A 20,439-nucleotide genomic window follows, 5' to 3' on the forward strand; every position below is an offset into this window, starting at 1 on the left:
TTAGTTGCGCGCACCAAGCAACTTATCCCCTTTTCATCAACGGTTTCAAGGCAATTGGTGTAAAGATGGTGGTCAAGAGGATGACAAACACCATGTCCGCGTAAAAACTTTGACCAATCAAGGAAGCAGCCAAAGCCAGATCAAGAATGACCAAGGCCATTTCCCCTCTTGAGACCATCCCAATGCCAACCAGGTTCGCCTCGGACTCTTGTAGACCGGTCCAACGCGCCGCCAGAGAAGCACCAAGGTACTTGGTCAAAATGGCGAGAATCGTCAAAGCGAGGATCAAGAGCCAGCTCTTGGCTAGTCCGTGCAGCGAAACCTTCAGTCCGATGTTCACGAAGAAGATGGGAATGAAGACCGTGTTTCCAATCAGGGTCATCCCGCGTTCAATCGCCTGCTCTTCTTGTTGCCGGGAGAAAATAACACCGATTAAAAACGCAACGATGGCGCCGGATAGGCCGAGCCATTCGGCAGAAAAGGCCAAGAAAAGGATCAAAGAAAAGACCAGCGTCAGCATGAGTCCCGGTTGTGGAATTCGCCCAATCACTGGCAGGACCTTTTGCAAGGCAAGAGCTAAAATTGTAAGCATACTTACAAGAAAGGCTAGCATCACGACCGTTGAACCTAATAATCCGAGGCCAAGCTTGGACGTCTCCCCCACACCAAAGATCGTCTGGAAAACGGTCCACATGAAGATGGCAATCAGGTCGTCTAGGACAGCGGCACCAAGAATCGTGGCGCCGGCATCGGACTTAATCTGGCCGTACTCCGTTAAAATTTGGGCGGTGATGGAAACCGACGTGGCCGAAAAGAGCACGGCCCACAGCAGTGCCGTCTTGTTTCCATGGCCCATTAGGTGACCGAAGCAAAAGAAGACGACAAAGGGCACGACGACACCGGACAAAGCGACGGCGTTTGCCTGCTTCAGGTGTCGCTTGAGCAAGCCAAAATCGGATTCGATTCCTGCCAAAAACATTAACAGTAAGAGACCGATTTCAGCCCAGTGCTCAATGGTGGAACCAGCGTGAATGAGACCAAAGCCGGCTGGCCCGAGCACCAGGCCGGCAGCAATTTGTCCAACCACCGCTGGCAACCCGACCTTTTCAGCGAGATAGCCCATCAAGAGGGCGCAAAAGAGCATGCTTGCTAAGAGTATTCCCGTCATCATTATCCTTTCCGTTCAAATAAAAAAGAGACGTCCAAAAGACTGTCTAACTCCCCCGTTAGACTGAGCCTTGAGTACAACCTCAACCAAAATCATTATTTCAATAATTCTATTTTAACATAAAGTGTTTGCGTCGGCGCACATGCAATGCCGCTGATAGGAATCGAACCCATCATTTCGATTACCGCTGTTCCTTCTCCCATCGCACCAAATCATCCTCGTGTTCAGCAAGCAAAGCACGAACTTCGTCCGTTGCATGCGTTTCCATCAAGGCCTGACGGAGCTTAGCCGCGTGGGCAAAGCCACGGAGGTAGATCTTGAAGTAGCGCTTTAAGGCTTCGAAGTGCTTTGGCGTGACGGAGTTGTTCACTTCGTCGTACAAATCGAGCTGGTACTTGAGCAAGTCGATGGACTCGGACAAGCTGTGCTTTTTCTCTTCGTGGTTGAAAGCGTATGGGTCTTCCAAGACACCGCGACCGATCATGATTCCGTCGACGCCAGGATGAGCAGCGGCGAGTTCAAGGCCGTGCTTGAAGTTCTTAATGTCCCCGTTGATTTGAAGGAGCGTGTTCGGCGCGTACTTGTCACGGAGAGCGACGATGTCGTCGATCAGTTCGAAGTGGGCGTCGGCCTTGGACATTTCCTTCCGGGTACGAAGGTGAATGGTCAGGACTTGGATGTCTTGCTCCAAGATGGTCGTGAGCCATTCTTCGTACTCGTCGATGCGGTAGAAGCCAAGACGGGTCTTCACGGAAACGGGAAGGCCGGATTCCTTGGCGGCTTCGATTAAGGCGATGGCCGTGTCATGGTGGCGGATCAAATCGGAACCGGCGGAGTTCTTGATGACCGTGCCGTCGGGGCAGCCCATGTTCAAATCGACGGCTTCGTAGCCGAGATCAGGTAAAAGCTTAGCGGCGCCGGCAATGGCTTCGGGCTTGGAGCCCCAGATTTGCGCGATGGGCATTTCTTCGCCATCGGCAACGGCTAAACGGCCTTGAACGGAGAACTTGGCTTCGGGGTGAACCATGGAAGCGGCGTTCGTGAATTCGGTGTAGTAGATGTCTGGACCACCGGCCTTGGCGACGACGCGTCGGAAGATGGTGTCGGTGACGGCTTCCATGGGCGCCATGGAGAAGAATGGGCGTGGTGTGCCGTCAGAATTTTTGGCGGAATCAACCACCTTTTGCCAGTATGCTGACTTTGCCTGTCGCATAAGAACTCCTTTATCGCCCGGATGGGCTTTCGTCAGATTAACCTATATAGTTTAGCACGATTTGCCGGGTCAATCAAAAGAGGACTAGACCGGAGGATGTTCGGGTCAGACTTTTCTAGGGGCTTTTTGGGTATGAAAAAAGCCAGCCGACTGAGTCGACTGGCCGAACACCATATATTACAATCCTGCTTTTCTAACGACTAAACGCAATGCCCGCGAACGGTCGTGATAGTCGTTGACCTCGGCTAAAGGCATCGCCGACAATGTTTTGCCGTTTTCACCTAATAGGATGTCGGTGATTCCGCCGAAGTCTGGTCCGCCATGTGCCTCATGAGCAATGGCGACCCCACCGCGCGCAGACGCGATGGTCACCTCACCGTCCGGCGAACAAATCGCCATCGTGGATAGGAAGTAAGCACCCCGCTTGTCGTCTGGCACGTCCTTGTACAAGTCCAACAGGTAATCATTGATTTCCTTTGAACCCGAGAGTCCAAGCGATTCAAACTCACGGGAAGCCGTCACGCCGAATCGGTCGGGAAAGGCTTCCAAGTTAAAGGAAGTATCATCGGCTAACACCCACTCATCTTGTAAGTGCGCGTGGATAAACAGCGCTTTTTGCTTGGCGTTTTCGGACTGATCATCCGTCGATTCAGAGGGAAAGCTCAAGCGCTCCCCCACTAGATCTTGATAGCCGATAATGTCAAAGCCAAGCAAAGAACCAAACTTGTTGAGCTCCATGACTTTCTTCTTGTTGTTTGTCGCAAAGACGATCTGCATGACTTTCTCCTAGAAGGTGCTAGAAAATGGGGATGGTGCGGGTTGGACTTGGGTCAGTTTAAACTTACAAATTCAAATTTTCGAGCAATTTGACCTTGGTAACCTCTCCGGCGTATAGCGTCTGGACATCGCCGTCCGCCGTTTTCACTTCCAGACCGCCCTGCTTTGAAACGCCCTGTACCTCACCGGCCACGACATCCTGTCCAACCTGAACAGAAACCGTCTTGTCAATCAGAAGCGAGCGCTTGCGGTAGTCGTCGAGGTAGCGGCCATCCGCGTAATCCTCCCCCATCTGAACCAAGGCTAAGATCAAGCGGGCCAAGAGGAAGTTGAGGTCAACACCGTCTGTCTTTTCTGACAGCACCGTACCTGCCTTTTGCGTGATGTCTTCAGGGAAATCAGAAGGCAAAACGTTCAACCCAATGCCAAGCACCAGGGCCGTGTACTGCTGGGTCTCCATGTCAAAGACCGCTTCGGTGATGAGTCCACCGACCTTGTGACGGTCAACAATCAAATCGTTCACCCACTTCAGGTCGACGGTAACGCCAGGAAAGCTTTCCTCCAAAACGTTTGCAATCACATCCGCTGCTGAGGTCGTGAGTAGACTGGCCACGACCTCCTCCTTGTTTGTAATAGGCAAAGACAGCGAGAAGTACAGGCCGTGGTCCCGCGGTGCAAAGAAGGCCCGGCCGCGACGACCATAGGCACCTGCCAGGGAACGTGCGGCAAAGAGCGTCGGATTCACGCCGGGATGCATGGCCAAGAATTCCTTGGCATCGGTTTGCGTTGACGTGCGTCCCTCTGTAATTTGAATCTTATCAAAGGCTTGCTTGCCTTCGGACAAGGACTTCAAATAGTGACTCGTCACCATCTCATCGACGTGGTCTGAATACAGGTAGGCATACCCCGTCTTCTTCTTCGAAACGATGGTGTGCCCGTCTTTTTGCAAGGACTTCACGGCCTTCCAGACGGATTCACGACTGATGTCTAAGTCCTGGGCCAGTTGGTCACCCGAAACGTGGGAACCCACGTGGTCCAAGAGGTCCAACAGGACCCGGTCTTTTGTTTTCAGCTTTTCTTCTGCCATGAAAAGACTCCTAAAGAAATTGGTTATCCTTACTTTACACGACTTTGGATAGCCGTCGCAACTGTTGTTGCCAAGAAGACCTTAATCAAATCACCAGGTACAAAGGCCATGTTGCCAAGGTAGGCCTTGATGAAGTCCATGTGGGCAACGTGGGCCAACCAAGCAGAACCAAGACCAAAGACCATGAAGAAGTCCAAGATGAAGATCAAGGCAAATGAGAAGAAGAAGTTTGGCATCACTGCCCCGTCCGTCTTAGGCACAAAGCGTGCCAACAAGGCGAATCCCGCCGGTTGAAGCAACCAGGCCCAGATGTAACCGGCCGTTGGACCAGCCAAGATGGCAAGGCCTCCGTGACCACCAGTCAAAACTGACAACCCCAAGGCAATCATGATGACGAAGACGGCCATGACAGCCGTTCCGCGACGTGCGCCCAAGAGCAATGAAATCAGCATAACGCCGACGTTTTGTAGAACGATGGGAACGGGGATGAAGCCAAGCGGAATCGCTGGCACCATCGCAAAGACAATGAGGAGGGCCAAAAAGACCGCATCCATGGTTAAGTTACGTACTTTAGAATGTTGCATCATTTTCTCTCCTTAAAATTAAGTAACCTAATTATATTTATAAGGGTTACTTAAAGTCAAGCGCTCTTTAAGAAAAACAAAAAGGAACCCTTTTGGATTCCTTTTGTTTCAGCGTTTTCACTTTCGTTCTTGAATTTTAAAATGACGCTTCTTTGGAGCAGATTTGGCTTTCTCACCGTTATTTTGGTTTGGCTTGCCCTGCTTTTGTTTGTTGTTTGGCTTTGCTTTAGAAGAAGCGTTTTGCGCTTGCTTAGCGGAATTTTTGGTCCCCTTGCTTGACGCATTATTCGAAGGCTTTGAAGCAACTTGCTTTGGTGCTTGTCCTTGCTTTTCACCAGGCTTCTTATTGCGGTTGTTCCGGCGGCGACGGCGCTTTTTAGGTTTGGCCTCCCCGTCGCTTGAACCTGCGTTCTTAGGCGCTTGCTTGTTTGGCTTGGCCGACTGATTCTGCTGTTTTTCTTCCCCGCGCTCCTTTGTGGTGAAGCGGTGGCGACGCTTTGAAGAAGAATTTCCCTTACCCTGCTTCTTTTGGGCGTCCTGCTTTTCTTCTTGTTTCTGCGCGCGACGCTTCCCCGTTGGACGGTTCTTACGGTTGGAATTGCCACCGTTATGACCGTTTCCGCGGGATGACGACTTCTTGTGCTTCTTTTGCTTGGCTTCCTTTTCCTTGCGCTTTTCTTCCTGCTCTTCTTCCCAGTAAGCCAAGTAGTCCTTGGCTGCCCGCGGACGGAAGGCAACAGTTTCGTTTTGCAAGATGAAGTACGGCGCACCGAAGTTCACCGTTTCGTACAAGTAGTCGGCCAACGTGTTGATCTTTTGGTCGGCTGAGACGTCACGCTCTTCGTGGTAGAAGCCACGAAGGCGGAGCTGGCCTGCTGAAAGGTCGCCGACAATGTAGTCGTATTGCTTTAACAACGGCGTGTAGCGAAGCGCGAGCCCCTCTTCAGAAAAGGCTTCTTTGAAGTCATCAACCAGCAAAAGCTTCATGCCGTCAATTCCGATTTCATCCCCAAAACGAGACACTTCAAATTCGGCCTGGCGTCGTTGTTGCTGTTCAATTGTCTTATCTTTTAAGGTTACGTGATCCATGGATTATTCAAACAGCTTAGAGCTGTGTTTCCTGTCGTTTTTGATAGTAGTCTGCCTGCATTTCGCGCAGGAGAGTGGCCAAGTAAATCTTGGCAGGCGCTTCGTCGACCATGGTAAAGAAGTCGAGCCAGCGATAGTGGTCCAAGGTGGCAATGTCGTACTGTTTTTCGTCTTTGACAACTTGTCCGTCGTAGAGCAAGTCCCCTGCTTCAGACACGCCAAGACCGGCTGTCACCATTTTACCAAAGACTTTGCCCCGGAAACCGGAACCTTTGATTTTTTCGGTCAGTAACTTGTCAGCCTTGTGTTCCCATTCGGCAACCCAGGCCTTCAAATCCTTACCGGTTAACGTGAGGCGCATGGGGTGGATGGAGTGCGGAATGTCCTTTAAGAAGGTGTACTTGGACTTCGGACCAGCGGGTAAGTCGTTTAAGAAGAGCCCGGTCGACGCAATGGCGACGGGCAGGTCCATGAAGTCCTTTAGCGCGTCTAAGCAGTCCTCTGCTTGTTCTTCCTTTGACACGGCCGGCTCATACGTCGTGGCCATGATGGTTTCTTCTTGGTCGATTCCAGCCTGGTTAACGTCTGCCACCCATTCGTCGTCACCGTCTTTTGCTGGTAAATCGTCGGTATTAAAGGCCTTGACCCAGACGTCTGTCACCTTGTGGTTGTCGTCTAAGGTCATCTTGACCTGACCGACGTTTGCGCCGTAGCGACCGGCAGCGGCTAACCAGGTGCCGTTGTTGAGCTCACCGTCTGGAAGTAGGTGATGGGTGTGCGCACCGATAATGAGATTGATGTCGTAGTCCTTCGCCAAATCGCGGTCGGTTGGCAGACCCAAGTGGGAAAGCAAGATGACGACGTCGGCCTTTTTGCGTATCTCGGGCAAGTACTTGTCCAAGACGTCAGTTGGCTCTTCTGGGTACCAATCGAGCGTGTTGTAGGTCTGAAAGTAAGGCGCGGTCATCCCGATGACGGCGACCTTTGTTCCGTTTTCAGACTTGTAAATCTTGTAAGGCTTGGCCCAGCTTGGTTGGGTGCGCTTGGCACCGTCCTTCATGTTGGCGAGTAAGACGTCAAAGTTAGCCCTGTCGTAGAGGTGGTTCAACTCCTCGTGGGGCATGACGAGCCCTTCGTTGTTACCGATGGTAACGGCGTTGTAGTGGGCGTCGTTTAAGATGTCGATGTTTGCTTTACCAAGCGTGATGTCGGTCAACGGGTGGAAACGGTCGATGGCATCACCAATGTCAAAGCGGAAGATGGTCCCGTTTTGGTCGGTTCCCTTCAGCAAAAAACGCTTAATCTTTGGCCATGGGCCGAAGTGCGAGTGCATGTCATTGGTGTGTCTGATGTCGAGTGTTTCCATGTTGCCCTCCTTAACTTTTATCTTAACATTATTTTACTGACACTCACTGATAAAATCAGCTTTTATGGACTAAAAAAGTCGCACCCGAGGGCGCGACTCAAACTTCTTAGCGTTCGATGATCAAGAGTTCCTTTGGAATCCCTGACGTCAAAACTTCATGACCGTCCTCTGTTACAAGAACGTCGTCCTCAATTCGGACACCACCCTTGCCCTGCAAGTAGATACCAGGTTCGATGGTTAACAAGTTACCTGCAACGACTTCATCGGATGAGCGCGTTGAAAGAATTGGTCCCTCGTGGATGTCCAAACCAGCACCGTGACCAGTTGAGTGGTTGTAGTACTGACCGTAACCTTCTTCTGTGATGTAGTCACGAGTGACCGCATCCACTTCAGAGGTGGACAATCCAGGCTTCAAGACGTCGATGCCGTCCTTGTTGGCCTGCAAAACGATGTCATAAATCTTCTTCAATTCAGGGTCGATGTCGCCCATGGCGATGGTACGCGTGACGTCAGACGTGTAACCGTCCACGTAGTAACCAAAGTCGATGGTGACCAAGTCTCCCTTTTCCAACTTCTTGTCTGTCGCAGTACCGTGAGCCATCGCTGAACGGGCACCAGAAGCAACGATTGTGTCAAAGGATGGCTTGTCTGCGCCGTATTCCTTTTGCAAGGCATCCAAGCGGTTAGCCACTTCGCGTTCGGTCATGCCAACCTTAATTTCCTTCATCAATTGGTTGAAGGCCATCGTTGACGCTTCGGCAGCCTTACGCAAAGCCTCGGCTTCCTTTTCGTCCTTTACTTCACGCAAAGCTTCGACGGCACCTGGAATGGCATCAAATGTCACCTTCATTGGCAGGAGGTCTTCAATTTGTTCGTAAATGGCAAATGGCATGTCCGCTTCAAAGCCAAGCTTCTTGATGCCCATGGCTTGTACCTTACGAACGGCTTCTTCGTAATAACCGCGGGTGATGGAAAGACCAACCCCCTGTGGCAAAGTATCAACGTACTCGTTTTCGTAACGGGCGTCCGTAATCAAAACGGCGTCGGCCAATGAAACGACCAGAACACCATCACCGTTTCCTCCGGAGAAACCAGTCAAGTAGTCCATGTTGGAACCGTTCGTGACGATCAAGCCGTCCAACTCCAAGTTCTTCAACAACTTTTGCAGCTTTTCAATGCGCTTTTCAATGCGCTTTTCAAAATATCCCATGATAGACCTCCAATTGACGTGTTTTGCTTATTGTAGCATAGTTTCTCATCTTTTTCTCATATAATCGCCAAAAGCTTTTTAAAGGAACAAAAAAAGCAGCCTGAAGGCTGCTTCAATCAACAATTATGCATTCAACATCTTGTTGTATTCTTCCCGAGTATAAACGGAAACTTGGCGCTTTTCGCGACCCTTACGTTCGAACTTGACCACACCGTCAGTAAGTGCAAACAACGTATCGTCGTTTCCACGCTTAACGTTAGCACCTGGGTAGATGTGCGTTCCACGTTGGCGGTAGATAATTGATCCAGCCGTCAATGCTTGTCCGTCGGCAACCTTCGTACCAAGACGACGACCTGCTGAGTCACGTCCGTTGGCAGATGATCCACCTCCCTTGTGGTGGGCAAAGAGTTGTAAGTTATCTTGATTCATCAACATAAGTCTATTCTCCTTTTACAGTGATGATTACGCGATGGAATCAATCGTCACGCGCGTGTATGGTTGGCGGTGTCCCTGCTTCGTGTGGGAGTGCTTCTTAGGACGGTACTTGAAAGTAACAACCTTCTTTTCCTTACCTTGCTTTTCCACAGTAGCAGTAACCTTAGCACCTTCAACAAAAGGTGTACCGATCTTTGAGTCGGTCAAGACTACTTGGTCGAAGACAACCTTGTCTCCTTCTTGGGCGTCCAACTTTTCAACAAAGATGGTATCACCTTCAGCGACCTTGTATTGCTTGCCGCCAGTAACAATAATTGCGTATGCCATTATTGAATTCTCCTTTTATACTTAGACTCACCAATCCGAGGCGGTTCATCAGAACTAGCTTATACCTGAATCGTGTGGTTGTAGCTGCGCTAACAACTCATTAAGTATAGCAGGGGCTTTAAAAAATTGCAAGAAATGAGGCTTATTCCGCCATTTCTTCTCCCTCATTTTGGCCCAGTTCGCATGAAAAGTCAAAGAGTGCCTGGGCTGATTTTTTAGTACGTCCCTGTGAGTTGCGCCAGAGGGCCTTAAATTTTTCGACGACCTCTTCTTCCTCAAGGGGCATCCCCTCCTCCAGCCAGAGCGACACTGCCGCAAAGTAAGCGGCCACCATCATCTCCCACTGGAAGATAATCCGTGTCTTCATCGTGCCGGGTACCATGTCTAAGAGCGCGATATCGCGACGCTTGCGCAGACGCTCCAGTAGTAAGAACAGCAAATCCGTGTCCTTATTATGGTTAAAGATCGCGTGGTAAAAAGCGCCCTTATCCTTCACCTCTAAAAGCATGGCATAGCAGGAGAAAGAACCTTCGCTGTGTTGCAGTAGTTGATCAACCAAGTGACTGTTCACATCAAAAATAAGATCTTCTTTGTTGTTGTAGTGCCGGTAAAAGGTCCCCCGTGTGATATGGGTGTGAACGAGCAATTCCGAAATTTAAAATTTTTCCTTCTTTGTCATTAAGGCAATCGCCGAGCTGCGCAAAACTTGTCTTGAGCGCAAGACGCGGGCGTCCATTAATTTTTCCATGAGCTATCTCCCATCGCATTTTATTCCTGTTGCATCAACAACATTAATTCACGCTGAGTATAGCAAGGGCCATAACAAAAGGCTCTTTTTTGCAACCTAAATGGCAAAAGAGGTCAAAAGCGTGTCCTAAACGACACTTTTGACCTCTTTTTATTCCCTTAATTTCAAAATTAAGTTAATGGGTAATTAAACGCGTTCGGCGATTTCCTTCTTAACGGAACGGGCCCATGGTGAGAACCACAAACCAAGAACATCGTTACCCAAGTACAAGATGTACGTTGCGAAGAGAACCCAGTTGGCGTCCCCTTGCAATGCTGTAAGTCCCCAAAGGGTAACAGACATCAAACCTTGCAACGTCCACATCCAGTACTGTGCGCGGTACTTTGAAATCGTCAACGTTGCGCCAACGATACCGATGGTTGCCGCAGCAGCATCGATTTCAGGACGTGGAGCGTTGAAGACGTAAGCATCCATTGCAAACAACAAGATGTAGGCAACGATGGCCGTTACAACGGCGATCACCCATCCGTTCTTGTCCATGGCCTTGATCTTACGGTTCTGCCAAGCGTTACCAAAGAGCATGAAGTTCAAGTCCAAGGTAACAAGGTAGATCATCTGCATCACGATGTCTGAGTAGTTACGTGAGTGAAGGGCAACAATTGAGATCAAGATGGCGGAAATGAATCCCAACAAACCGTTGATTCGACGGTTTGCCGTAATGGCCAACGTACAAGTGAAACCGATGGCTCCACCGAGCATTGACATCACGGACAAGTAGTTCAAGCCGTGGGCCAAACCAGTTGCGATGATGACAATTAGACCAATTGCGAGCCATACGTATGATGAACGGTCCCATCCTGAGAACCCTTCCTTATAGTATGACCAAGTGAAAATCTGCTTCATGTTTTGCTTGACTTCCGGCCAAGTAAAACCAGATTTTGTTTTATTTTCTGCCATGTATTCCTCCTATATCGCGTAGAAATGGCTATCTACGCAAAAACTAATGTACGCGCCCGAAGAGGTTAACCAGAACCACTCCAATAATTAGTAGTATGAGGCCAACGATTGTTTGCCAGTTCAAAGAAACTTTGAAGACAAGCACACTCAAGCTCGTGATTATAAGTATACCACTCGCACACCAAATAGCGTATGCCAGGTGCACTGGAATGTTACGAACGACAATGGCCAGTAAAAAGAACGAAAGCCCGTAACAAGCCAAAGTTAGAATGGTCGGTAACAGTTTTGTAAAACCGTCTGTCATACCGATAAGCATGGTACCGCTGGTCTCAGCGGCAACAGCCAAAAATAGATAAAAATACGGTAACATTTCAATCTCCTTTACTACCGAAATATTATCCTTGATTTACCAAAAATTAACAAGAATAACATTTGAACCTAGACCGCTATTAAAAAGCGTCGGCAACGCAGTTTTAAAAGCCTAACCAAGCGCTCATTTAGACTAGAAAAGCGTTGTTCTTTCTGCTAAACTAATGGACGTACTAGATTCAATTGCACTGGTAGCTCAGCTGGATAGAGCAGCCGGTTTCTACCCGGCAGGTCGAGGGTTCGACTCCCCCTCAGTGCATAGAAAGCAGTCAGGCTTTAGCCTGGCTGCTTTTTTTCGTCATCAATTACCATGCCTTTCTCACTTAACAAGTTAAGAAGGTCGTCAGCCGATAATCCACTAGTCATTTTCCACCTCATTTAGGGCATAAAAAAATCCCAGACTCAATGCCTGGGAACTTGACCTACCTACACTATATAATTACCTCCATCCTTTAGCCAGTGCTTATTCCAAATCAGAATAACGCCCCTGCCTTGCAATTTTTTCTAACTCCCATACAATAAGGGAGAAGATTCATTTGAATTTAACGTAGATAAAAATCACAGACAGAAGAGGAAATTATGGTTCAATACAATTTCGTTGTCGCTTCCGCTCGAGTGGAGACCAACGTGTCACTACCAATCACGCCCCAAATGGGCGACGTCATTTCACTGACGACGGGCGTTTCAACGCCCCACTACCTCGTTCACCGCGTTGAGTTGTTCGCCAACTCAGAAGTCGTGAACCTCCACGTGCAACGCTTCCCTGATCAACTGTCAGCGAAGCTTGCGATTGATGGCTTCCGCAACATGCGAAACTTCATCGAAGTCGATTAATAATCAAAATAAAAAGGACTGCCAAAACGGCGGTCCTTTTTTGTATCTTCAATTAGAAGTGAGCCTTAATCTTGTAGATTGGTTGACCCTTAGCCAAGAACTTTTCTTCGTACTCGGTCTTGATGTTTCCTTCGACCTTGTCCGCGTCGGCGTGCAAATCGAGCGTGTAGTCCTCAGGCGTCCAGCGCATACCGAAGTCCATGAAGGAAACCATGGAGTATTCGAACAAATGGCGATTGTCTGTCTTGAATTCGACTTCCCCACCCTCAGGCAAAACGGCCTTGTAGGATGAAAGGAATGACTTGTAGGTCAAACGACGCGCTTCGTGACGAGTCTTTGGCCATGGATCAGAGAAGTTCAAGTAAATCTTTTGAATTTCAGCCTTTTCGAAGTAAGTTTCAACACCAGAACCGTTACCGTAGATGTAACGGAGGTTAGGCAAAATGCCGACCTGGTCGAATGACTTACGACCGGCAATGGCAACGGCCGTTTCTTGAATTTCCATACCGATGTAGTTGATTTCTGGGTGAGCTAAGGCCATCCCCAAGATGAACTGTCCCTTACCGGAACCGATTTCAACGTGGATGGGTTGTTTTTTGTCAAAGATTTCTTGCCAGTGGCCCTTCAATTCCTGAGCGTGGTTTTGAGTGATGACAAGGTCTTGGTGGGCTTCAAGCCAAGGTTTGGCCCATGGTTTTGAGCGTAAATGCATAGTAAGGTCCTTATTTATTTGATTTGTTTTTGAATGTAAAGTCGATTAACGAACAGGTTCGTAATGAATCCTGTTGAAAGAACAGTAGCAGCCTCATCACCTTTGAAAATCACTAAGATGATGGTTAAGGCTAACGTAAAGAGTGAGGACAAAGCAAGCAAGATATTGCTGAAGTCCTTTTGCTTAGTGGCTTTATCAGAAAAGAGTAAGTCCGTCCACAAGACGGCTTCCGCCTTGCCATAGAATGGCAAGAGTTGGCGGTTCATCAAGTAGATGAGCAAGGCCGTGATGCCGGCAAACAACCAATGTGCTGATGGGTCAACGGCAAGGAGTAAGACGGCGCCTACAATCAACTGACGGAACACGAGGTTCAAGCCAGAAGTTGAACGGGCCATGCGGCGAATCATCAGTTGCTTGTACGCTGACTTTTGTCCCAGGAACTTCAATAAGCCATCAAGGTAGCGACGGCGCTTGCTTTGGTTACTTTGACCCGGCACTTCCGCAAAGAGTGAGAAGAATCGGTAGCGCTTGCTCTCTTCTTTTTCAGCTTGAGCGACGGCATTATCGAACACGACCGTCCCGGACTTTTTCATGTAGCGTGTCTGATAGATACGCAAGAACGCAAAGAGAAAGGCGAAGAACAAGGCGATGGCTTCCACCCAAACGTTCAAGTAGATGAAACACCAGACGGTGATGATGGCAATCGTCCAGTTAATGCGGGCAAAGAGCTTTGGCTGTTCGGCGAGCTTGGCTGAGATTAATCGTGCAACCTCCCCTTCCAACATCGCCGTCTTGACGAAGATGATGACAAGGAAAAGATTGAAGGCCGACACCCAGGAAAGGTCCGTGTTTGCGATGATGGGCAGACTAATCAAAAAGAATGCAGTCTGCCAGATCAAAGCGAGAAGAAGTGAAAATCGCTTTGCCTGCTTTAAGTAACCGTGAACGAGCAAACCATCCGCGGAAGCCAAGAAGACCGTGTCTGCCTTCTTAAAGTAGGTCTGAAGGTTTCCAAAGAGCAAACCAACTGACAACCAAAGGAAAAGGGCCAATTGCCAGTATGTCCAGTCAGTGTTTAGAATGGACAAATCCTGGTCCATGGCAGAACGGTAAACGAGCACCGCTCCCCCAAAAGCAATCATCAAAAAGATTAAAAAGTGGTCGTTGAAGAGCAACTTCAAATACTTTTTTGTTTCTTTCAGGCTTTTATCACGTCGACTCGCGTAGAGCTCGTGTAGTTTAATTGTGAAATCTGCCTTTTTCATGAGAAGAGGTCATCCAGTGAATCGTTCGTCTTATTTTTAGACTGAGCAAGTTCTTCTGCTGAACCCGCAAAACTCACCCGCCCCTCTTCCAATAGGAGGAAGGAGTCAACGTATTGCTTTGCTTGATCCAACAAGTGCGTTGTGAGCAAGACAGCGGTACCGTTTTGAGCCTTTTCCTTCATCAAAGCAATCAACTGCTTTTGTGCCAAGACGTCCAATCCGAGGAATGGTTCGTCAATGACGAGGAGTTGGCTATCCACCGCAAAGGCGGCAACGAGCATGACCTTTTGCTTCATCCCCTTTGAGAAGTGGATGGGCAACCAGTGTTCCTTACCATTCAAGCGGAACATCGAAAGAAGCTCTTCAACACGTGACCAGTGAGTCTTGTCGTCTTGCCCATGTGCTTCAAGCATCAAGTGCAAGTGCTCAGCCAGCGTCAACTCATCGTATAGGATGGGTTGTTCTGGAATGTAAGCCAACAGTTGCTTGTATTCAAATGGTTGACTGGTCAGGTCACGGCCATCAAGGCTGATTGAACCACCCAAGAGGCGGCCCTGTCCGATGACCTGCTTCAAGGTCGTGGACTTCCCTGCGCCGTTTAGTCCAACCAGCGCAACAATTTGGCCGTTTGGTACTGAAAATGATAAATCGTCAATGACGACATGGCCGGCGTAACCGGCTTTTAAATTGTTTACTTGTAATCCCATGTCCTTTATTATAACAGGCTGGGCTGGCTTTGCTATAATAGTTGTAGAAAAACGTGAAAAGGAGCCAAACAATGGTAGACATTTTTGACAAGATTATCGACGGTGAAATCCCGTCTTACAAGGTTTACGAAGACGAATATGTGTTAGCCTTCCTAGACATTTCCCAAGTGACACCCGGTCACACGCTGTTGATTCCAAAAAAGCACGTTACAAACATTTTTGATTACGACGAAGAAACGGCCAAGCATGTGCTCTTGACTTTGCCAAAGTTGACCAAGGCCATCAAGGCGTCGGATGAAAAGATTACGGGGATGAACATCACCTCAAACAACGGTGAATCAGCCGGTCAAACGGTCTTGCACTCCCACTGGCACTTGATTCCACGCTTTGATGACGACAACTTGAACGAAACGCTCGTGCCTACCATTGATCACTCAGCTGATTACACAGCCGACCGCTACCAAGCAATCGCAGATGAAATCAAGAAAGAGTTCAACTAATCCATGGCATTTACTAAAGTAAAAAATCTCGTTTCAAACTTGAAGGACATCAACGCCCTACAAAAGAAAGCCAAGGTTCAAACGAAGGTCTTACAAAACGCCGTCGAAGGGACGAAAAAGGACGTCGAAGACATCCAGCGTGATGTTGAACGCATGAATTTTAAGAACAAAGCGCCCCTTGCTCGCATTCAAGAAACCTTGGACAACATGAAAAAGAAATAAACCCATTTGTGGTTGGCAGGCTTAGCCTGCCTTTTTCTATGTTAAAATGATAAAGATTAACAATTGAAAGAAGGACACCCTATGCCTCGCAAAGTAATTTTGGGTATTTTTGCTGCTGTGCTCGTTGCTGGTGTCACGTTCTTGGCCGTCAATGGCTCAAAAACGTTAGCAACAACGGACAACGGAAAAATCACCCAGGCCGACTACGTGGACGAATTAAAGCAGTCATCTGCTGGTCGTCAAGTTTTCGCCCAAATGGTTATTAACAAGGTCTTGGACAAGAAGTACGGTAAGCAAGTGACCGATGCCGAAATTGAAAAGTCTTTCAATAACATGAAGTCACAGTACGGTGAAGACAAGTTCAAGCAGTACTTGTCACAAAACGGTATGACGACTCGCCAGTTCAAGCAAAACTTGCGCGATAAGGAAGTGATGCAGGTGGCTGTGAAGGATAACTACAAGCCTTCCCGCGACCAGTTGAACCAGGCCTATGAAGACTACGTGCCCGACACAAAGGTTTCATTGATCACCACCGATAACGAAGACGATGCGCAAGCTGCCATCGACGCTTTGAATGATGGTGCCGAATGGGACGACGTCTACCACCAGTACTCAAAGAAGAACGCCGCCGTTTCTGGAACGGGTCAGTTGCCAGCCTTTGATTCGACGAACACAACCGTTGAACAAGAAGTTCGCATGGCCGGATTCAACCAGGGCGAAGGTGCCTATTCTGAATCCCCTGTTAAGGGTTCAAAGGGTAACTACTACGTCGTTCGCATGGATCACATGGACGAAAAGCCTGCCCAGGCTAAGATTGAATCAAAGTTGAAGGATAAGTTAACCAACGACTTCATCAACGATTCAAAGAACCAAGACGAAATGAAGAAGATTGTCGGTAAGCTCTTAAGCAAGGCCGACGTTAAGATCAAGGACTCTGATTTGAAGGGTGCCTTGGCCGGCTACATGAAAGCAGCCGCTTAAATAAAAGAAACCAGTCCTTTGGGGGCTGGTTTTTTTGTGTCCTTATTAAGTCTGACCCGTGCCAGGCTGGTCTTTTGGTATTAAAAAAGCGCCCGGCGTGAAGCTCGGGCGCTTTTTATGTTGCTTATGATAGGTGTTAAAACCTTAATGTGACATATTTGGTCGCCTTTAAGTTGATCCCTTGGATTAAACATTTGGCGCCTTTTATGCTTGGTACTCTTATACAAATTATGAATAAGCGTTCAAATTGACGACATGGTCGGCTCCGACTTTTTCATCAAAAGTCCAAAAAATGACCTGTTGATCCATGGCAATCTCCTGCAAGAGCGCCAAGGCACGTTCCTTTTTCTCGTCGTCCAAGTGAACGAAGGCGTCATCCACCAACAGTGGAAAGCGTTCCTTCAAATCCAGGGACGTCGCCAAGGCCAAGCGAAGCGACAGGTACACCAGGTCCTTTGCCCCAGAAGACAACTCGATAATGGCAAAGCGACTCGCCATGCCTGAAACAAAGAGCTGTTCTTTTTCCATTTGAATCGCTTCGTAGTCCCCTTCGGAGAGCTGAGCGAGGTAAGCGGATGCCTGAGACAAGACATCTGATGACAAACTGTCTTGTTTTCCTAAGAAGGCCTGGTTCACAACGGGAACCAAAAGCCGCTTCGCCAGGTAGTCCGTGAAGGCGTCCTTCAAATACGCGTTTTGGTTCTCAATCTTCTGGTCCAGGGCAGCGAGGGTCTCGTCCCCAGCCAAATAGTTGAGCTGAACACGAGTCTTTTCGACCTGGGCCAAAAGCGCGTCCTGCTTTTGCTGGGATTCCTTCAACGCTGTTTCAGCTTTAATGCAATCGGCCTCAAGGCGTTCATTTAGCGCCTCGTCGGAACCCTCGCACGCTTGCTCAAGTTTTTCGATTTCTGACCAAAGCGCTTCACCAAGCTGCTCACGGGCAACTTCTGCCCGGTCCTTTGCAGTCTGATTTTGACGTTGCAAAGATACAAATTCCTTGAATTCGTCTATGGTTTTGAAGCCAAATTCACCCAGCTTATCGGTCAACTTCTTCTCGGTGTCACGCTGCTTTTTGTAGAGCGTTTGCTGTGTGTCCAACGCCTCGTTCACACGGTCCAATTGACGACTTTGGCCGTCGCTTTGCTCCTGGGCTAAGTAGTGCTGAGCGGCCTGCAGAATGCGCTGGCTCGAACTCATTTGAAGCGATGCTGCCTGATCGTAGAATCCAGCTTCCGACATCGCCGCCAAAACACCCTCGGTAAGTGCACGCTCTCGGTCGTTTTCTTCCCGCCGTTCATCGCGCTTTGAGGCAAGCGATTTTAGCTCATCCTGCTTAGCCAGCACCTCTTCTTTACTGAGCGGGCCAAAACGGTCCAAAATGCGCTTTGTGCGCATCCGGTCCTGGTAGAAGTAACCGACAACCGCAAGGCCGACAGCCGATAGGACAAGCCCCAGCGCAAATGAGAAAGCAAAACCAAAAGCGGCAATCACCACCGCACTAACCGTGGGCCAGACACCGCTACTGCTCTTTTCAAGGGCCTGTCGTTCATGTTCGCTCAGTGCTTCCGGAATGTGACCGCCGAAGCTTTCTTCAGCTTCTCCCAGTTCCTGATTGAGCGTTAAGACACGCTCCAAATGATGCGACAGGGCATCGCTTTTGCTCTTTAGGTTTTGGAATTGTTCCTTTTGGTCAGCTGTTTGCAAGTGAGCTTGGTGTTCGGCCAGTCTCTTCTTGTTTTCGTCAATCTTTTCTTCAATCCAGTTCAGGTCAGACTCCAGCTTAAGAGCCTCGTCGTAGGCCGGACGCCAATCACGGCCCGCTGTATTGTTGGCGTCATCAGCAGCCGCAAGTGTCTTGTGATTCTGCTGGTAGATTTCCTTGGCACGCTGAAGCTCCTTGGCATGCTGCCATTCAGATTGCTTCGTTGCAACCATCTGCTTGGAGAGCTCGAGCTGGTGGACCTGGTCCGAGAGGGACTTTGAAGCCTGTAGGTACTCCGAAAGATTGGACTGTTTATCCTGGCGCTTGGACTCGAGCTGTTCGTATTCCTTAATGGCAATGTTCAACGGGCGGTTAGCCGTTTTCGTCTTTCCGAAATCCTTTGAAGCCGCCTCGTCCTTGTCCTTCGCCCAGGTTAAGAAGCGCTGCGCCTGAGGCTTTGTAAAGGACAGCAAGGTTTGCTCGAGGTCGTCTTCTGCCAGCTTTGAGACGAGGCTTAGCTCCGTTTCGTCAAAGGAATAAATCTGGCGGAAATCCTCTTCCGTTAATGGGTAAAAGAGCTCTTCCAGGAATTTTTCGGGGTTAGGCAGCTCCAGACCAGTTTTTTGTTCAACAACGCTAAGCTTTGTTTTCACCCGTCCCATGCGCGTGATGCGGTAAGCGCCCTTCTCGCATTCCATATCGATGGATCCACCGTACTTCGCACCGGAGCGTGGCTCGTAGAGTTGCGCCCCCTTCTTGGCCTTTGGAAAGCCGAAGAAAACGCCGAGGACGAAGTCTTTCAACGTGGATTTACCGGCTTCGTTATGCCCAAAAAAGACCTGCCAGTCCTGCATGTCTTTGAAGGTCACGTTCGACCATTTTCCAAATCCAGAAATCAAAATCTGATTAATTTTCACGGTCATCCCCTCCTTCCATCAACGTGTTCAGACGTTCTTGGACCGCCTGCTCCCCCTCTTTTGAGTTGAAGTACTGTCGCACCTCCAAGGGCACCACGTCTGTTAGCAAGTTCGCGACCTCACCGTCTGTTTCCAGAACAGATTCGATGGCCTCGTCAAAGGACATGGAAGCAAAGGCGGGCTTTTGTGCGGAATGCATCCGCTTTACGCTGACATTGACCGGCCAAATTTGTTCATGGAAATGCAGGCTTTGAACCTGCTCCAGGAGTTGACCGCTGGCTTCGGCTGCGAGCAAATCGTTTCCGACTTCACCAGACAGTTCAACGGAAAGCAAGGTTGGCTTCTCTACCTCCATGCTCGTCAGCTTTGAGACCAGGGCGTCAAAGGATGAAAGATTCTGGTATTCGACCTGTTCCCAAAGTACCTTTGCACATGGGATGAACGTTGGCGTTAGCTCGCCCTGGTCGCTGGACTGCACGAGATAGCAGCCCTTCTCACCAGTCTCCTTGCGGTTGAGTCCTTGCAAATTACCGGAGTAGGCAATGAAGGGCTTTTCGTTTAGGATTTCGCGTTGGTGGATGTGTCCGAGTGCCCAGTAGTCATAACCTTTTTGAACCATGTCTTGAATCGAAAAGGCCGCGTATTGATCCCGGCCGGCTTGTCCAACAGAGCCGTGATAAAGTCCGATGTGGTAGTCAACGTTTGAGGCACGCATGGGAAAGGTCGAAAGCCGGTCCGTCTTTTCCATTCGGTCCTGATAAGAAAAACCGGAGAAAGCCACCTTCTCACCACGCCGTGTTGAGAGCGTCACGGTCTCAACCTCATTTCCAAACACGTGCACGCTTTTTGGCCATGACTGACCCCGCTCGTTCAATGCCTGGTAATCGTGATTTCCATACGACAGCACGACCTGAATGCCATTCTGGTCCAAATCAAAAAAGCCCTGACTCAACGTCGCCTGAATCTTTGCCGAGTTTCCAGACCCATGGAGCAAGTCACCCGGAAAGAGTACGAAATCCACCTGCTTTTTAATCGCCGTGTTAATCAACGTCTGAAAGGCATCAAAGGTCGCATTCAACACATCCTTCTCAAATTCTTGATTTAATTGTCGGCTCAAACCAGAAAAAGGGTTGCCCAAGTGGACGTCCCCTGCGTGTAGAAATGAAACCATTTCGTCCTCCTCCAAACGGGTGTTCGTATCATTTATTATACTAGAACAACGAAACGAGAAAAAGAAAAAGCGACCCGAATTTCGAGTCGCTTTATTCG

The 20,439-nt window shown here is 49.0% G+C and carries 22 protein-coding genes, 1 tRNA gene and 1 other annotated feature; of the genes, 5 read left to right on the plus strand and 18 right to left on the minus strand.

Annotated elements, in window-relative coordinates; all coding sequences use genetic code 11:
• Positions 1-22: 22 nt before the first annotated feature.
• The 13 genes from G6R29_RS01330 to G6R29_RS01390 all read right to left on the minus strand — a co-directional run bounded on the left by G6R29_RS01330 (position 23) and on the right by G6R29_RS01390 (position 11,331).
• A complete protein-coding gene (locus G6R29_RS01330; RefSeq protein WP_213808558.1) occupies positions 23-1,171 on the minus strand; it encodes a cation:proton antiporter in 1,149 nt (382 codons plus the stop codon).
• Positions 1,172-1,349: 178 nt separating this feature from the next.
• Positions 1,350-2,381: a tRNA dihydrouridine synthase gene (locus G6R29_RS01335; RefSeq protein ID WP_213808559.1), complete on the minus strand. Its 1,032-nt coding sequence runs from the start codon at positions 2,379-2,381 to the stop codon at positions 1,350-1,352.
• A 177-nt stretch (positions 2,382-2,558) separates the two neighbouring features.
• A complete protein-coding gene (locus G6R29_RS01340) occupies positions 2,559-3,158 on the minus strand; it encodes a non-canonical purine NTP pyrophosphatase (protein ID WP_213808560.1) in 600 nt (199 codons plus the stop codon).
• Between the two features lie 64 nt (positions 3,159-3,222).
• A complete protein-coding gene (locus tag G6R29_RS01345; protein WP_213808561.1) occupies positions 3,223-4,245 on the minus strand; it encodes a biotin--[acetyl-CoA-carboxylase] ligase in 1,023 nt (340 codons plus the stop codon).
• A gap of 29 nt (positions 4,246-4,274) precedes the next feature.
• A complete protein-coding gene (locus G6R29_RS01350; protein WP_213808562.1) occupies positions 4,275-4,832 on the minus strand; it encodes a biotin transporter BioY in 558 nt (185 codons plus the stop codon).
• Positions 4,833-4,946: 114 nt separating this feature from the next.
• A complete protein-coding gene (locus tag G6R29_RS01355) occupies positions 4,947-5,918 on the minus strand; it encodes a YutD family protein (protein WP_213808563.1) in 972 nt (323 codons plus the stop codon).
• Between the two features lie 16 nt (positions 5,919-5,934).
• Positions 5,935-7,284: a bifunctional metallophosphatase/5'-nucleotidase gene (locus G6R29_RS01360; RefSeq protein ID WP_213808564.1), complete on the minus strand. Its 1,350-nt coding sequence runs from the start codon at positions 7,282-7,284 to the stop codon at positions 5,935-5,937.
• A 106-nt stretch (positions 7,285-7,390) separates the two neighbouring features.
• Positions 7,391-8,494, minus strand: coding sequence for a M24 family metallopeptidase (locus G6R29_RS01365; RefSeq protein WP_213808565.1), 1,104 nt, complete (start codon positions 8,492-8,494; stop codon positions 7,391-7,393).
• Positions 8,495-8,617: 123 nt separating this feature from the next.
• Positions 8,618-8,929, minus strand: coding sequence for a 50S ribosomal protein L27 (gene rpmA, locus G6R29_RS01370; protein ID WP_274381040.1), 312 nt, complete (start codon positions 8,927-8,929; stop codon positions 8,618-8,620).
• Between the two features lie 27 nt (positions 8,930-8,956).
• Positions 8,957-9,256 (minus strand): 50S ribosomal protein L21, encoded by a 300-nt coding sequence (gene rplU, locus G6R29_RS01375; RefSeq protein ID WP_010690655.1) that lies wholly within the window; start codon positions 9,254-9,256, stop codon positions 8,957-8,959.
• A gap of 13 nt (positions 9,257-9,269) precedes the next feature.
• Positions 9,270-9,346, minus strand: a sequence feature (ribosomal protein L21 leader region).
• Between the two features lie 52 nt (positions 9,347-9,398).
• A complete protein-coding gene (locus G6R29_RS01380; protein ID WP_213808566.1) occupies positions 9,399-9,827 on the minus strand; it encodes a hypothetical protein in 429 nt (142 codons plus the stop codon).
• A 363-nt stretch (positions 9,828-10,190) separates the two neighbouring features.
• On the minus strand, positions 10,191-10,961 hold the full coding sequence (gene pnuC, locus G6R29_RS01385; RefSeq protein WP_213808567.1) for a nicotinamide riboside transporter PnuC: 771 nt from the start codon (positions 10,959-10,961) through the stop codon (positions 10,191-10,193).
• 43 nt (positions 10,962-11,004) lie between these two features.
• Entirely contained in the window at positions 11,005-11,331 is a 327-nt protein-coding gene (locus G6R29_RS01390) for a DMT family transporter (protein WP_213808568.1), read from the minus strand.
• A 184-nt stretch (positions 11,332-11,515) separates the two neighbouring features.
• Here G6R29_RS01390 and G6R29_RS01395 point away from each other — a divergent pair.
• A tRNA-Arg gene (locus G6R29_RS01395) sits at positions 11,516-11,589 on the plus strand.
• 320 nt (positions 11,590-11,909) lie between these two features.
• Positions 11,910-12,164, plus strand: a complete 255-nt coding sequence (locus G6R29_RS01400; protein ID WP_213808569.1) for a hypothetical protein — start codon at positions 11,910-11,912, stop codon at positions 12,162-12,164.
• A gap of 52 nt (positions 12,165-12,216) precedes the next feature.
• Here the strand turns inward: G6R29_RS01400 and trmB are convergent, their stop codons facing one another.
• From trmB to G6R29_RS01415, 3 genes are read right to left on the minus strand one after another with little or no spacing between them, the layout of a single operon-like run.
• Positions 12,217-12,876: a tRNA (guanosine(46)-N7)-methyltransferase TrmB gene (trmB, locus tag G6R29_RS01405; RefSeq protein ID WP_213808570.1), complete on the minus strand. Its 660-nt coding sequence runs from the start codon at positions 12,874-12,876 to the stop codon at positions 12,217-12,219.
• Positions 12,877-12,890: 14 nt separating this feature from the next.
• The gene (locus tag G6R29_RS01410; protein ID WP_213808571.1) at positions 12,891-14,141 is read right to left on the minus strand and encodes an ABC transporter permease; all 1,251 of its coding nucleotides are present in this window, start codon (positions 14,139-14,141) and stop codon (positions 12,891-12,893) included.
• Positions 14,138-14,848: an ABC transporter ATP-binding protein gene (locus G6R29_RS01415; RefSeq protein WP_213808572.1), complete on the minus strand. Its 711-nt coding sequence runs from the start codon at positions 14,846-14,848 to the stop codon at positions 14,138-14,140. Before G6R29_RS01415 ends, G6R29_RS01410 begins: the two co-directional genes overlap by 4 nt.
• A gap of 71 nt (positions 14,849-14,919) precedes the next feature.
• Between G6R29_RS01415 and G6R29_RS01420 the strand changes: the two genes are divergently transcribed.
• The 3 genes from G6R29_RS01420 (at position 14,920) to G6R29_RS01430 (ending at position 16,551) form a co-directional block, all read left to right on the plus strand.
• Positions 14,920-15,348 carry an HIT family protein gene (locus G6R29_RS01420; protein WP_213808573.1) on the plus strand — a complete coding sequence of 143 codons (429 nt, stop codon included), beginning with the start codon at positions 14,920-14,922 and terminating at the stop codon, positions 15,346-15,348.
• Positions 15,349-15,351: 3 nt separating this feature from the next.
• A complete protein-coding gene (locus G6R29_RS01425) occupies positions 15,352-15,570 on the plus strand; it encodes a hypothetical protein (RefSeq protein WP_213808574.1) in 219 nt (72 codons plus the stop codon).
• 81 nt (positions 15,571-15,651) lie between these two features.
• Positions 15,652-16,551 carry a peptidylprolyl isomerase gene (locus G6R29_RS01430; protein WP_213808575.1) on the plus strand — a complete coding sequence of 300 codons (900 nt, stop codon included), beginning with the start codon at positions 15,652-15,654 and terminating at the stop codon, positions 16,549-16,551.
• A gap of 228 nt (positions 16,552-16,779) precedes the next feature.
• Here the strand turns inward: G6R29_RS01430 and G6R29_RS01435 are convergent, their stop codons facing one another.
• Together G6R29_RS01435 and G6R29_RS01440 are read right to left on the minus strand one after the other, a co-directional pair.
• Positions 16,780-19,176, minus strand: coding sequence for an AAA family ATPase (locus tag G6R29_RS01435; RefSeq protein WP_213808576.1), 2,397 nt, complete (start codon positions 19,174-19,176; stop codon positions 16,780-16,782).
• Positions 19,160-20,341, minus strand: a complete 1,182-nt coding sequence (locus tag G6R29_RS01440) for a metallophosphoesterase family protein (RefSeq protein ID WP_213808577.1) — start codon at positions 20,339-20,341, stop codon at positions 19,160-19,162. Before G6R29_RS01440 ends, G6R29_RS01435 begins: the two co-directional genes overlap by 17 nt.
• Between the last annotated feature and the right edge of the window lie 98 nt (positions 20,342-20,439).

It is taken from the genome of Fructobacillus broussonetiae, from assembly GCF_018437275.1.
Taxonomy (GTDB): Bacteria; Bacillota; Bacilli; order Lactobacillales; family Lactobacillaceae; genus Fructobacillus; species Fructobacillus broussonetiae.

Coding starts and splice junctions, on each gene's coding strand:
- G6R29_RS01330 (WP_213808558.1), bottom strand. CDS start 1,171: ATGATGACGGGAATACTCTTAGCAAGCATGCTCTTTTGCGCCCTCTTG.
- G6R29_RS01335 (WP_213808559.1), bottom strand. CDS start 2,381: ATGCGACAGGCAAAGTCAGCATACTGGCAAAAGGTGGTTGATTCCGCC.
- G6R29_RS01340 (WP_213808560.1), bottom strand. CDS start 3,158: ATGCAGATCGTCTTTGCGACAAACAACAAGAAGAAAGTCATGGAGCTC.
- G6R29_RS01345 (WP_213808561.1), bottom strand. CDS start 4,245: ATGGCAGAAGAAAAGCTGAAAACAAAAGACCGGGTCCTGTTGGACCTC.
- G6R29_RS01350 (WP_213808562.1), bottom strand. CDS start 4,832: ATGATGCAACATTCTAAAGTACGTAACTTAACCATGGATGCGGTCTTT.
- G6R29_RS01355 (WP_213808563.1), bottom strand. CDS start 5,918: ATGGATCACGTAACCTTAAAAGATAAGACAATTGAACAGCAACAACGA.
- G6R29_RS01360 (WP_213808564.1), bottom strand. CDS start 7,284: ATGGAAACACTCGACATCAGACACACCAATGACATGCACTCGCACTTC.
- G6R29_RS01365 (WP_213808565.1), bottom strand. CDS start 8,494: ATGGGATATTTTGAAAAGCGCATTGAAAAGCGCATTGAAAAGCTGCAA.
- rpmA (WP_274381040.1), bottom strand. CDS start 8,929: ATGTTGATGAATCAAGATAACTTACAACTCTTTGCCCACCACAAGGGA.
- rplU (WP_010690655.1), bottom strand. CDS start 9,256: ATGGCATACGCAATTATTGTTACTGGCGGCAAGCAATACAAGGTCGCT.
- pnuC (WP_213808567.1), bottom strand. CDS start 10,961: ATGGCAGAAAATAAAACAAAATCTGGTTTTACTTGGCCGGAAGTCAAG.
- G6R29_RS01390 (WP_213808568.1), bottom strand. CDS start 11,331: ATGTTACCGTATTTTTATCTATTTTTGGCTGTTGCCGCTGAGACCAGC.
- G6R29_RS01400 (WP_213808569.1), top strand. CDS start 11,910: ATGGTTCAATACAATTTCGTTGTCGCTTCCGCTCGAGTGGAGACCAAC.
- trmB (WP_213808570.1), bottom strand. CDS start 12,876: ATGCATTTACGCTCAAAACCATGGGCCAAACCTTGGCTTGAAGCCCAC.
- G6R29_RS01410 (WP_213808571.1), bottom strand. CDS start 14,141: ATGAAAAAGGCAGATTTCACAATTAAACTACACGAGCTCTACGCGAGT.
- G6R29_RS01415 (WP_213808572.1), bottom strand. CDS start 14,848: ATGGGATTACAAGTAAACAATTTAAAAGCCGGTTACGCCGGCCATGTC.
- G6R29_RS01420 (WP_213808573.1), top strand. CDS start 14,920: ATGGTAGACATTTTTGACAAGATTATCGACGGTGAAATCCCGTCTTAC.
- G6R29_RS01425 (WP_213808574.1), top strand. CDS start 15,352: ATGGCATTTACTAAAGTAAAAAATCTCGTTTCAAACTTGAAGGACATC.
- G6R29_RS01430 (WP_213808575.1), top strand. CDS start 15,652: ATGCCTCGCAAAGTAATTTTGGGTATTTTTGCTGCTGTGCTCGTTGCT.
- G6R29_RS01435 (WP_213808576.1), bottom strand. CDS start 19,176: ATGACCGTGAAAATTAATCAGATTTTGATTTCTGGATTTGGAAAATGG.
- G6R29_RS01440 (WP_213808577.1), bottom strand. CDS start 20,341: ATGGTTTCATTTCTACACGCAGGGGACGTCCACTTGGGCAACCCTTTT.